The organism is Isoptericola sp. NPDC056605 (genome assembly GCF_042792795.1).
In the GTDB taxonomy this organism is placed as follows: domain Bacteria; phylum Actinomycetota; class Actinomycetes; order Actinomycetales; family Cellulomonadaceae; genus Isoptericola.
The window spans coordinates 32,388-44,678 of sequence record NZ_JBHTVT010000017.1; the positions used below are offsets into that span (position 1 = coordinate 32,388).

The 12,291-nt window shown below is 72.6% G+C and carries 7 protein-coding genes; 3 read left to right on the top strand and 4 right to left on the bottom strand.

All coding sequences use genetic code 11. From position 1 onward, the window contains the following. Window positions 1-107 precede the first annotated feature (107 nt). Together ACFQ8Y_RS16420 and ACFQ8Y_RS16425 are read left to right on the top strand one after the other, a co-directional pair. Window positions 108-2,321 carry a CDP-glycerol glycerophosphotransferase family protein gene (locus ACFQ8Y_RS16420; protein ID WP_430586165.1) on the top strand — a complete coding sequence of 738 codons (2,214 nt, stop codon included), beginning with the start codon at window positions 108-110 and terminating at the stop codon, window positions 2,319-2,321. A 94-nt stretch (window positions 2,322-2,415) separates the two neighbouring features. After that, the gene (locus tag ACFQ8Y_RS16425; RefSeq protein WP_430586166.1) at window positions 2,416-2,772 is read left to right on the top strand and encodes a hypothetical protein; all 357 of its coding nucleotides are present in this window, start codon (window positions 2,416-2,418) and stop codon (window positions 2,770-2,772) included. A 1-nt stretch (window position 2,773) separates the two neighbouring features. Here the strand turns inward: ACFQ8Y_RS16425 and ACFQ8Y_RS16430 are convergent, their stop codons facing one another. The 4 genes from ACFQ8Y_RS16430 to ACFQ8Y_RS16445 are packed head-to-tail and all read right to left on the bottom strand — an operon-like array spanning window position 2,774 to window position 9,734. Next, window positions 2,774-5,203 carry a glycosyltransferase family 2 protein gene (locus ACFQ8Y_RS16430; RefSeq protein WP_430586167.1) on the bottom strand — a complete coding sequence of 810 codons (2,430 nt, stop codon included), beginning with the start codon at window positions 5,201-5,203 and terminating at the stop codon, window positions 2,774-2,776. After that, the gene (locus ACFQ8Y_RS16435; protein ID WP_430548963.1) at window positions 5,200-7,311 is read right to left on the bottom strand and encodes an acyltransferase family protein; all 2,112 of its coding nucleotides are present in this window, start codon (window positions 7,309-7,311) and stop codon (window positions 5,200-5,202) included. The genes ACFQ8Y_RS16430 and ACFQ8Y_RS16435 overlap by 4 nt, the downstream gene beginning before the upstream one ends. A 39-nt stretch (window positions 7,312-7,350) precedes the next feature. After that, window positions 7,351-8,421, bottom strand: coding sequence for a class I SAM-dependent methyltransferase (locus ACFQ8Y_RS16440; protein ID WP_430586168.1), 1,071 nt, complete (start codon window positions 8,419-8,421; stop codon window positions 7,351-7,353). A 53-nt stretch (window positions 8,422-8,474) separates the two neighbouring features. Continuing rightward, entirely contained in the window at window positions 8,475-9,734 is a 1,260-nt protein-coding gene (locus ACFQ8Y_RS16445) for a nucleotide sugar dehydrogenase (protein ID WP_430548965.1), read from the bottom strand. Between the two features lie 444 nt (window positions 9,735-10,178). Between ACFQ8Y_RS16445 and ACFQ8Y_RS16450 the strand changes: the two genes are divergently transcribed. Beyond that, a complete protein-coding gene (locus tag ACFQ8Y_RS16450) occupies window positions 10,179-12,287 on the top strand; it encodes an acyltransferase family protein (protein ID WP_430586169.1) in 2,109 nt (702 codons plus the stop codon). The last annotated feature ends 4 nt before the right edge of the window (window positions 12,288-12,291 follow it).

Genomic DNA, 12,291 nt, shown 5'->3' on the forward strand with positions numbered 1-12,291 from the left:
TCCGGACCGGAGGACGCCCCGACGCCCTCCGGCTCTGGTAGAAAAGGGCCGGACCTCCCCTTCTCCGGACCACGAATCCTAGTGAGCGGCTGGTGAACGACGTGCATGTGAGCGACGTGGATGCGCCGCGGCCGGACCTCGCCATCGTCTTCGTCGTCGGCGAGGGCCGGGCAGGGAGCCTCGGGCCTGCACTGGCCCAGCTCCGGAAGCTGCCCCGCTTCCGCCGCGCCCCGATCGCGGTCGTGCACGACCCCGGCATGGACGTCGGGGCGGTGCTCGCTCGCCACAAGGTCTCCGGGGTGGAGGCGGCGTCGAACCTGAGCAAGGACCGGAACGACGCCGCGTGCGACTGGTTGCTGGCCTCCGGCGCCCGCTACGGCACCATCGCGACCCTTCTGCGGCCCGCCAGGCTCGACGAGTGGACCCGACACCTGTGGCACGAGGTCAAACGGCTGGACAAGCTCCCGCTCACCAGCCCGATGCCCCTCCTGCTCTGGACGGATCACGGGACGAAGCTGAGCGTGGCCCGCTACGTCCACCGGATGCTCGCCGAGCACGACGTGGAGCGAGGGTCGCTGCTCGCCGACTTCCTGGGGCGCCTCGCGCTGTCCGCAGCGACACCGTGGCTCGAGGCGGTGGACCCGGCAGGCGGGGACATCGAGATCCTGGCATTCCTCTCCGTCGCGTTCGTCCCGGAGATGTCCGAGCCGCCGTGGCGGTATCGCCTCGCGCTGACCGGCCCGTCGGGCGACGTCGCCCGTTCGGGCCCGGTGCCGCTGACCCCGCGGGTCGGCAACCGCGGCGAGGCCCAGTGGGCGGGCCTGGGGACCCGCCTCCCGCTCGTCGGCACGGGGAGCGGGCACCGGCGCTTCGTCCTCGAGCTCGACACCGAGGTGCCGGAGCTGCGGCTGCGCCGCAACCTGCGGCCGCGGGTGGGCGCGCTGATCAGCGCGCGGACGGTCGGGATGCATGTCGAGGCGGACGAGACCGCCGGAAGGTCGCGGCAGACCACCGTCAGGTACCTCCTGCACACGGTCGGCGACGGAACCGCGGCCTTCCTCACCACCCAGGAGGGCGCGGGGCTCGGGGCGCGCCTGCGGTGGGCCGGCACGCTGCTCAAGAAGGACGCGGGATTCATCGCCAGGGGGCCCGGAGCCCGTCGGATGCGGCTGCTCCGCCTGCTCAGGCTCGTGACCCGACCGTTCTTCGCCGGTCGCGAGATCTGGTTGATCGGCGAGCGGAAGGACACCGCGCAGGACAACGGCATCCACCTGTTCCGGCACATCCGTGAGTCGGATCCTCGGCGCCGGGCCTACTACGTCATCGATCGTTCGAGTCCCCAGTACGACCGGGTGGCCCCGTACGGACACGTCGTCGCCCACTCGTCGTGGCGGCATCAGCTGCTCCTGCTGCACGCCACCGTCCTGGCCAACGCCTACATGATCGGCTACCTGGTGCCGGACGGGTGGGACGTACGGGACTACACGCGGCACATCGTCTGGCGGGTCGGGGCGCTGCGCGTGTATCTCAAGCACGGCGTCCACCTCAGCCCCTACGCCGTGAAGCGTGGCACGACGGGTTACGACATCTGCCTGACGGTGACGCCACGGGAGACCGAGGCGTTGCGTGTCGCGTCGGGGTACGACCGGCAGCTCGTCGAGGCCGGGATGCCTCGGTACGACGCCCTGACGCCGACCCCGCCCAGCCGGACCATTCTCTTCATGCCGACCTGGCGGAACTATCTCGCGACGACCGCGCTCAAGGGGTCGCAGGACGGCGAGGTCCCCTACGAGGGGTCGACCTACCAGCGGTTCATGTCGGGTCTCCTGGAGAGCCGGCGCCTGCACGAGATGCTCGAGAGGTACGACTACAGGCTGACCTTCCTGCCCCACTACAACATGGCGTCCCGGTTCGAGGGGGCGACCGTGGCGGGAGACCGCATCGAGATCGCCGACACGAACGCCGTCTCGTTCCAGGACCTGATCCGAGGGTGCGACGCGTTCGTCACGGACTATTCCTCGGTGCAGTTCGACGTGGCGTACCTGGGGACTCCGATCGTGTACGCGCGCTTCGACGAGGACGAGTTCGAGAGCAAGCATTCGTCGCCGACGTGGTTCGACTACGAGCGGGACGGGTTCGGCCCGGTCGTGCACACCCTCGACGAGACGCTCGACGCCGTGCAGGACCTGCTCGAGCGCGACTGCCGGCCCGACCCCTTCTACCAGAAGCGCATCGACGCGGCGTTCCCGGTACGGGACCAGCGGAACTGCGCGCGGACCGTGGCGGCGATCGAGGAACGCATCCCCGCGCGGCCGCGATGACCACGAGGGGCCGCGCCCCCGTCGGGTGCGTGGCCCCCGTGTCCGCTCAGCACCACCATCAGAAGTCCCTGTCGACCGAGTTCGAGGAGCAATCGTGCCCCAGCTCTCGAGGACGAACGTCCTCACGTCCCTCACCGCGCTCGCCGGGGTGGTCGCCGCCGTCGGTTTCGCGATCTCCAGCACGGAGGTGGGCGGTGCCGCGCTCGGCGTGGCCGTCGTCCTCCTGGCGGGGCTGGTGCACAGTGTCGGCCGCACCCTGGCCACCCGGATCGACGAGGGCACCGACGGGCTGACGGCCAAGGCCGACCTCGTCCTGGCGGGGCAGAAGAAGAGCGACCGGGCCGCTGCCGCGCACGCCGAGCACGCCGACGCGATGGCGCGGCGCATCGTCGCCGACGTCGGCGCCGCCCGCCTGGAGGCCGCCGAGCGAGGGCACGACGGCGTCCGCTGACCTACGAGGGGGCGGTCAGGCCGGAGGAGGGGGCCGCGGCGCCCAGGGCCTCGACGAACCGCTGCCCGGAACCGTCGAACCGGTCGTGCGCCCACTGCCATCCGCGCCGTGACCGGTCGCGGAAGGCGGCCTCGTCCGCCCGCAGCCGACCGACGAGGCCGGCCACCTCGTCCGGTGCGCAGGTCAGCACGGCGTCGCCGAAGAACGGCGCGAGCTCCGGCGCGACGACGGCCACGCACCCTTCGGCCAGCGCCTCCTCCACCGTGCGCACCGCTCCGGTCGTCGCCGACCGGGGGAAGGCGACGACGACGTCGAGCTGGTGCAGGAACTGGCGGGCGGCGACCTCGCCCGTCTCGTAGACGAGCCAGTCGGTGGGGATCCCGCCGAGGGCGCCGTCCAGGACGCGGCGACAGCCGACGAGCCGGACGTCGACCGAGCCGTCGACCGGGAAGACACGCCGCAGACGCTCGGCCCCGTCGGTCGTCGTCGGCTCCTCGCCGCCGAAGACCCAGCCGACGACGGGCCGGTCGCTCCGGAAGCGCCGTGGCTGCCTACCGGGTCCCGACGGCACGTCGAGGACGCGCGGGAGGTCGTCCGGGGTGATCCACTCCGGGGCGACCTGGAACAGCGCCTCGGCGTTCCGGTCGCAGTCCTCGGCGACCCAGCGCACGCCGGAGCCCTCGCGGGCGCCGCCTCCCGCGTCCGAGACGATCACGACACGGTCCGTGGTCAGCGACACGGGGCGAGACGTGGGGAACTCGAGCACGTCGGGCTGACGCACGACGATCGTGGGGATGTGGTCGGACTCCTCGAGCGACGCGAACGTGAGCGTGCGGTCGGCGAGCGCACCGCGCACGGTCAGGGACAGCGGGGCTCGGCGCGGCGCGTCGCTGAACGCGCTGCGCACGTGGAGGAGACCGACACGCAGCCCGGTGCGCGCGAGCGCCTCCATCTCGGCGACCGCGGACCGCTGGGTGGCGCCGTCCATCGTCCAGTCGGCGACGAAGGCGACGTCGATCGGCTGCTCGGGGAGCCCGATGTCGCGCAGGAACGGTCGAGGGGCGGTCAACGGGCGCTGCGTCACGTCAGCGGGGATCCGAGGGCTGGCACCGGCCTCGATCTGCCGGTGCCAGTGGATCATCGCGGCGCGGTACTCCATGCGGGACGGATGCATCCAGCCGGGCCGGACGTCGTTGCGGGAGAGCGAGTCCGCCTGGAGGCGCACGACGGCCAGCGGCTCGCGCAGCTCCAGCCGGCGGCCGGGGAACACGGCCTCCAGCCGCCGGTCGAACTCGGTGTCGGCACTCTTGCGGACCCAGTCGAAACGGCCGACCGTGTCGAGGACCGACCGGCGGAACAGGTGGGACGACGCGTTGGCGTGGACCGGGCTGTTGCCCAGGTGCTGGAAGACGAGGTCGTCGCCGCACCGCAGCGAGAGGCTGAGCGTCCGCACGAGGGTCGGGTCCTCGAGAAGGGGGCGGACCTGCCGCTCGAGCCGTTCGGGATGCGACCAGTCGTCGGTGTCCTGGAAGGTGACGAAGTCCCCGCGCGCCTCCTCCAGCGCGCGGTTGCGTGCCGCGTAGGTGCCCCTGTTGACGGGTTGACGCAGCACCCGCACCCGCGGGTCGAGACCCTCGAGCTGCGCGAAGACGTCCTCGAACTCGTCTCCGGAGGCGTCGTCGACGACGAGCAGCTCCCAGTCCTGCCACGTCTGCTGCACGACGGACCGCACCGCCGTGACGGACTCCGGTCCGGGCCGGTAGGCCGGCATCACCACGGTGATCAGCGGGCCAGGGCCCGCGGTCCGGGTCGTTCCGGGCTGCAGGCGGTCGAAGGGGGTGGCGCCCCGTGGCGCCAGTCCCACGGGGGCGACCCCGTAGGTCCGCAGGCACGCGTTGAGGGTGTCGAGCCACGAGTCCGACCCGACGCCGTGGTCCATCCCCTCGAGGTCGAGCTTGAGGAACGCTCGCGTCCCGGGCTCGAGCGACCTCAGCAGGGCGGCGTCGCGCCGGAGGCGGTCGCGGTCGCCGTGGGCCCACAGGAGCTGGGCGAACGCACGGCGGTCGGGGACGGACCAGCGGCCGACGGGGGCGCACCGCCGCGCGGCGGCGAAGAGCGCGAGCGCGTGCGGCACGTCGTCCTCGGCCCCCTGCTGGTGCCCGACCATCCGGGCGAGCGAGCAGAGCAGCTCTGCGGTCCGCGTGGTCCTCGCGTCGAGGAGGTCGGACGACGAGGGCTCGAGGGCCGCCGCGACGACCGTGGCGTAGTCGGCGTCCGGGGCGATCATCCGCGCGACGATCTCGCGTGCGGTGACGGCCTGCATGTCGAGCGCCAAGGACGTGACCCGACCACCTGTGCCGCCGAGGCCCTCGGCGTGCCGCGCGGCGGCGAGCGCGACGTCGGGGTGGGTGACGAACGCCGTGGCGCTCACGACGCGCGGGCCTCCTCGATCACGGGGGTCAGGCGGCTGTCCAGGATCGGGGTCGCGGACTTCACGTACGTGCGGGAGAGGTGCGAACCCTGGCGGTAGGCGAGGACGTCACCGATCACCGGAGGGCAGACGTCGGTGCAGACCAGGTCGTTCATGCTGACGACGTCGACCGACGGCAGGAGGTCGGCCGCCGCGAGCATCGCCGGGGTGCCGCTCTTGTCGAGCCCGGCCTCCTTGGAGAAGGCACAGCTGGACAGGGAGTCCATGTACTCGGCGACGCACTTGTAGACCTCGCCGTCGCCCGCGGGGAGGTCGACCGGATCGGGGTTGTCCGCGATGGCGATCACGTCGATCCCGGCGTCCTCGATCGTCTTCCAGGTGGACTCGAGCGAGTCGACCATCGCCTCCTGCGTCCGCTCGCCCGAGCTGTCGTAGGAGTAGCTCGTGGTCTGCGAGACCATGATGGCGTCGGGCTTCTCGTCGAGCACCATCTGGAGCAGCGCCTCGTTGTACTGCGTGCAGCTCACGTAGGGGTCGCCCTGCCCGTCGTTGATCTGCGCGCTCGAGAAGCCGCAGGCGCTCTTGGTGGCGACGTCGAGCTTCCACCCGTGGTCCTTGGCGATCGGGTCGAGCGCGTCGATCCACTGGAGGGCCTTGGAGTCGCCGAGGAGCATGAGGTGCGTGTCGCCCTCCCGGTCGCCGTAGGCGCAGGGCTTCGGCACCGCCACCTTCTGGTCCACCTGGCAGCCGCGGTCGTACGCGTCCGGCTTGTCGGCCGCGGCGTCCTGGGGGAGCGGGGTGAAGCTCTCGACCGAGTCGGGGTTGGGGATCCCCGTGGCCTCGCCGTCCTTCATCTCGAGGCTCTGCGCGCCCTTGCCCTCGACGCTGGCGTTCGCGGGGGCGCTCGAGGGGGTGCTGCTCGTGAGGAGGAGCCCGGCGATCACGGTGAGGGCGGTGAGGTTGAGACCCACGGAGAGCGTCATCCGGGGGGACCAGCGCTCCTGGGCGATCCGCCGCATGGGGTTCTCGACGAGCTTGTACGACAGCCACGCGGGGATGACGGCGAGCACCACGATGAGCAGCCCGCGCTTCTGGCCGAGCTCGCCCCACACCCAGGTCGCGGCGATGAGCAGCGGCCAGTGCCACAGGTACAGCGAGTACGAGAGCCCGCCGAGCCACACCATGAGCTTGTTGCCGAGGAACCCGGGGGCCGAGCTGCTCGCCCCCGCGATGATCACGGCCGCGGTGCCGAGGACCGGGACGAGGGCCAGGGAGCCCGGCCAGACGGCGGTCTCGTCGAGGAGCAGCGCACCGGCGAGGATGGCGGCGATGCCGCCCCAGCCGAGGATCAGCGCGACCACGCGCGGCACGCGGGGCCAGATCGCGACGCCGACGGCCACGAGGCCGCCGATCCCGAGCTCCCACAGTCGGGTCGTGGTCACGAAGAACGCGTTCGCCGGGCTCGCGGTGGACATCACGATCGACCAGACGAACGACGGGACCACGATCAGGCACAGGCCGGCGGCCATCACGATCCGCGCGGGCCAGTGGAACCGTCGCGCCAGGAAGGCGACGACGACGAGCAGCAGCGGCCAGACGATGTAGAACTGCTCTTCGACGGACAGCGACCAGAAGTGCTGCACCGGCGAGACGCTGACACCCTCCGCCAGGTAGTCGACGGCGCGACCGGCGAGGCGCCAGTTCTCCACGTAGGCGGCCGCGGCGACGATGTCGCCGCCGAAGACCCGACGGTCGACGATGCTGCCCACGAAGAACACCAGGGCGGCGGTGACGGCCAGGACGAGCGCGGCGGCCGGCAGGAGGCGTCGTGCTCGACGGGCGTAGAAGCGGATCATGGACACGCGCCCGCTCCGCTCCAGCTCGCGCACGAGCTGGCCGGTGATGAGGAACCCGGAGATGACGAAGAAGACGTCCACGCCGATGAAGCCGCCGGGGATGAAGACGATCCCGGCGTGATAGAGCAGCACGCTGCCGATCGCGATCGCGCGGAGTCCTTCCACGTCGGGGCGGAAGCGCGTGGCGCGCGGAGCAGCGGAGGTCGCGGCGGAGGCCGCGACGTCCGGGACGGCGCGCGAGTCGACGGTCATACGGAGGCTTTCGTGCAGGGGACGGGCGGGCAGTCGAGGTTACTCATAGGTCAGCACCTCGGAGACATCGTTCTTGTAGCCGGCGCGGCGGAGGCGCGGCAGCTCGTCGAGCCAGTGCTCGATCGCCTGCCTCTCGTCCTCGCGGTGCACGTCGTCGACCAGGACGTGAGAGTCGGGGAGCAGCGCCCCGTGCAGGACGGGGAGCGCGGGGTACCGGGCGAGCGGACCGGTCGCCTCGGGCGGCCCGTCGACGACGAGCAGGTCGATCGGCCCGAGGGTCGCGGGGTCGACGTCGTACCACGGGAACTCGCCGCGAGGGGTCGGCGTCGTGACCAGCGGTGCATGACGGACCTCGGCCACCTCGGACAGGCCGTGCCGCTCCAGGGTGGATCGGGTCCGCCCGGCGAACTCGTCCAGGTGGTCGAGCGCGGTGACCCGCCCTCGGCCGTTCTGGCGCAGGGCCATGGCGATCCAGAAGGTGGAGGTGCCGCTCCCGCACTCGACGACGTGCTCCGGACGCCGACGCTCGATCTCGTCGACGAGCCAGAGGAGCGCGGTGGGATCGAGGGCCCACCCCCCGACGTCCGGCAGGGGACCGGAGACGTCGAACTTGGCCCGGAGCTGCCCGAGCGCCTGCATCTGGGTGAGCAGGGGCCCGGGCCGCGCGGCGTTGACGAGGTTCCGGACGGTCTCGACGCGTCTCCGCAGGTGCCGGAGGTCGGAGTCCAGGCCGTCGAGCCTGGCCGAGACCTTGTCCAGCGGTGGCGCGACACCGGCGTGCACCGTCGCCTCGAGGTCGGACTGCCACCGCGCGACCGACCTGTCGGTGCGGGCGACCTGCCGACGGATCTGCTCGGTCGCCGTCGACGTGGCCTGGTGCTGGCGCGCCAGGTCGTCGAGGAGCTCCCGAAGCACGCGGTCGGCGGCGTGCGCGCGAGCGGCCGCCGCGCCGGCCCGTCGGTAGGTCAGCACACCGAGCACCGCGACCCCGCCGGCCAGCACGACGAGGACCGCCAGGGCGACGTCGAGGCTGCCCAGGAGGGCGGCGACGACGCCCACCACGGCTGCCACGGCGATCGCCGAGAGGGCCGCGAGGCTTCGGGGGCGCATGGAGCTCCTTCGACGTCAGGTGTGCGGCGCCGGTCCGGACCGGCCCTCGCCGGTCAGAGCCGGATGGCGTCGGGGTGCGTCGTCGCGCCCTTCGTGTCGAAGAAGCGCACCGACTTCTCTGCCAGTACATCGACATCGTAGGCGCTGTGGTTCTGCACCAGGATGACCAGGTCGGCCTCGAGGATCGCCGTGTCGAGGTCCTCGACCCGGTCCAGGACCTCACCGTTGACGTGCCACCGGGCCACGTGCGGGTCGTGGAACACCAGCTCCGCGCCCTGGGCCACCAGCGCCCGGGCGACCGCGACCGCGGGCGACTCACGCTGGTCGGCGATGTCCGGCTTGTACGTCACGCCCAGCACCAGCACCCGCGAGCCACGCATCGCCTTCGCGTCCTCGTTGAGGATGTCCTGCGCACGCCGCACCACGTAGGACGGCATGGTCGCGTTGATCTCCTGCGCCAGCTCGACGAACCGGAACGGGTAGCCCAGACGCGAGCGCACGTTGTGGCTCAGGTAGTTCGGGTCGATCGGGATGCAGTGCCCGCCCACCCCGGGACCCGGGTAGAACGCCTGGAACCCGAACGGCTTGGTCTTGGCCAGCCGGATCACGTCCCACAGGTCGATGCCCAGCTCGTGGCAGAACCGCGCCATCTCGTTCACCAGCGCGATGTTGATGTGCCGGTAGGTGTTCTCCAGCAGCTTCGCCGTCTCGGCCTCGCGCGCGCCCTTGGCGACCACGACCGTGTCCACGAACCGCGAGTACAACGCCGCAGCACGCTCGGTCGCCTCCGGGGTGAGCCCGCCCACGACCTTCGGCGTGTTCTTCATCCCGTACGTCGGGTTGCCCGGGTCGATCCGCTCGGGCGAGAACGCCAGGTGGAAGTCCTCACCGCACCGCAGGCCACCCTCCTCGAGGATCGGCTTGAGGACCTCCTCGGTGGTGCCCGGGTACGTCGTCGACTCCAGCACCACGACCATGCCCGGCTCGAGCACACCCGCCACCGTGCGGGTCGCCGCGATCACCGCACCCAGGTCGGGCCCACCGTCCTGGCCCAGCGGCGTCGGCACGCAGATCACCACGGCGGCCGCACCACGGATGTCCTCCACGTCGGCAGTCGCACGGAAACCCGCCTCGACCATCGAGGCCACGTCCGCGTCCGAGATGTCGTCCACGTGGGAACGACCCTCGTTGAGGGCATCCACGACCGGCGTCGTCACATCGAAACCACGCACCTGCAGGCCGGCGCGCACGGCCTCGCGCGCCAACGGCAGTCCGACATAACCAAGGCCGATCACGGCAAGGTCGAGAGGCATGGGGCCCAGGTCCTTTCGATCTGTGGTCGAGCCCGGGAGGAAGCATCCTCGAACGGGACCAGGCCACGGCGATGTGTGGGTCAGCCGGGGGACCGCAGAGCGGAGCTCCGGTGAACGCCGTCTGAACGGCTGAAGGTCGAAGGAGAGGATACCCGCCTTCGAGGGGGCGCCGTGTACCACCCGTCCGGCCCGGTCCGCCCGGAAACATCGCCAAGCGGACGAACTGCTCGTGGTCGGCGAGACCATGGACGGGACGTGGCGTGGAGACGTCCGGGACGTGTCGTGAAGGCCCGGCCCCGCCGCGCCCGCGGACGGGCCCGACCGCGCCTGTCACCGGTCGTCGGGCTATCCTCCGAGGCGGTCCCCGCGAGACCGTGCGCCGGCCCGTCGAGCCGCCACGTCTCGAGCTGCCACGTCGGGACCGACCCGACCCTGGAGCGCTGCGTGACCACCCTGTCCCCGCCCGTTCCCGCCGGCTCGACGGCGGGCACGTCGACGCGCACCGAGGTCCGCACCGACGTGCAGGGGCTGCGCGCGCTGGCGGTGAGCGCGGTGCTGGTCTACCACCTGTTGCCGGGCACGGTGACGGGCGGCTACGTGGGGGTGGACGTCTTCTTCGTCATCTCGGGCTTCCTCATCACGTCGCACCTGCTGCGCCGCCCGGTGCGCGGGGTGGGTGACCTGCTGGAGTTCTGGGCGCGGCGGGTGCGCCGCCTCATCCCCGCGGCGACCGTGGTGCTGGTGGCCACGCTGGCGGCGACGCTGCTGTGGCTGCCCTCGACGGTGCACGCCCGCGTGGCGCGGGAGGTCGCGGCCGCGGCGCTGTACGTGGAGAACTGGGCGCTGGCGCGGTCGGCGACGGACTACCTGGCCGCCGAGGAGCTGGCGTCCCCGGTGCAGCACTACTGGTCGCTGTCCGTGGAGGAGCAGTTCTACGTGCTGTGGCCGGTCCTGGTGGGGCTGACGGCGTGGCTCGCGGTACGCCTGCGCCGGCGCGGCGGGGGGCTCGCGGCGTGGCTGCCGACGGCGGTCGTCGGGCTGGTCGTCGTCGTGTCGCTCGCCTGGTCGGTGCACCTGACGGCGACCGACCCGGCCGCGGCGTACTTCGTCACGACGACTCGGCTGTGGGAGCTCGCGCTGGGCGGGCTCGTCGCGGCGGCGGTGACCGTGCGGCCGTGGCGGTGGTCGGCACCGGTCCGGGCGGCGACCGCGTGGACAGGGCTGGCCGCCGTCGTGGCGGCGGTGGTCCTCTTCGACGGGACGACGCCGTTCCCCGGCGTCGCGGCCGCCCTGCCGACGGTGGGCACGGCCCTCGTGATCGCGGCGGCGGCCGACGGCGCCCGCGGCGGGCCCGGCGGCCTGCTCGCGCTGCGTCCGGTGCAGTGGCTGGGCGACGTCTCGTACAGCGTGTACCTGTGGCACTGGCCGCTGATCGTCGTCGTGCCCTACGCGCTCGGCCGCGCGCTGGGCGGTGTCGAGCTGGTGGCCGTCGTCGTGGCGTCGCTCGTGCTGGCCGCCCTGACCAAGCGGTGGGTCGAGGACCCGCTGCGCCGTCAGCCGGTGCTGGTGCGTCGGCGCGCCGCGACGTTCGGGCTGCTCGCGGTGTGCGTCGGCGTCTCCGCGGTCTGGGGCGTCTCGGCGGCGTCGGCCGCCGACGAGCGCACCCGTGAGGCGGTCGCCTCCGCCCCGGCGCGGGTCGCGGACGCCGGTGCGTGCGCGGGGGCGGGCGCCGTGCGCGACCCGTCCTGCGACGTCCGGGGCCTGCTCACGCCGCCGGAGGCGGCCGCGCAGGACAAGCCGGCCGTCTATGCCGACGGCTGCTGGAACGACCCGCCGTTCACGACCCGCCACAGCTGCACGTACGGCTTCGACGACGCCCCCGTGCGGGTCGCGCTGCTCGGCAACTCGCACGCGGGCCACTGGGCCCCCGCCCTGGAGGCGGGGGAGGACGCGGGGGACTGGCAGGTCGACACGTACCTGCAGTCGTCGTGCTACCCGGTCGAGCAGCTCCTGGAGTACGACGCCGCCGCGGACGCGCAGGGCTGCCTCGACACGACGCGGTGGGCGGTCGACTCCGTCGTCTCGGGCGGCTACGACCTGGTGGTCATGTCGGCGCGGACCAACCAGCTCCTGGCGGACGTCCCGGAGGGCGAGCAGGCGGACGCCGCCCAGGACGCCTACGCCGCGACGCTGGCCACGTTCACCGACGCCGGCATCCCGGTGCTCGTGCTGCGGGACACCCCCGCGATGCCGGACAGCGTCCCCGACTGCCTCGCCACCGGGCCCGTCTCCTGGGACGACTGCGGGGCGCCGCCGTCGCAGGCGCTCGAGCCGGACCCCCTCGCCGCGGCAGGGCGCGCCGACGGCTCCGGGCTGGTCACGGTCCGCGAGGTCACCGACCTCATGTGCGACGACGAGGTCTGCCACCCCGTGGTCGGCGGCGTCGTCGCGTACTTCGACCACGGGCACCTCACCGCGACGTTCGCGCGCACGCTCGCCCCCGAGGTCACCGACGGCCTGCGGGCCGCCCTGCGGGCCAAGCCCTCCTCGTGAGGGG

Excerpts from the sequence above, each read along its gene's own strand:
- ACFQ8Y_RS16435 (WP_430548963.1), bottom strand. The coding sequence starts at position 7,311 with ATGACCGTCGACTCGCGCGCCGTCCCGGACGTCGCGGCCTCCGCCGCG.
- ACFQ8Y_RS16440 (WP_430586168.1), bottom strand. The coding sequence starts at position 8,421 with ATGCGCCCCCGAAGCCTCGCGGCCCTCTCGGCGATCGCCGTGGCAGCC.
- ACFQ8Y_RS16445 (WP_430548965.1), bottom strand. The coding sequence starts at position 9,734 with ATGCCTCTCGACCTTGCCGTGATCGGCCTTGGTTATGTCGGACTGCCG.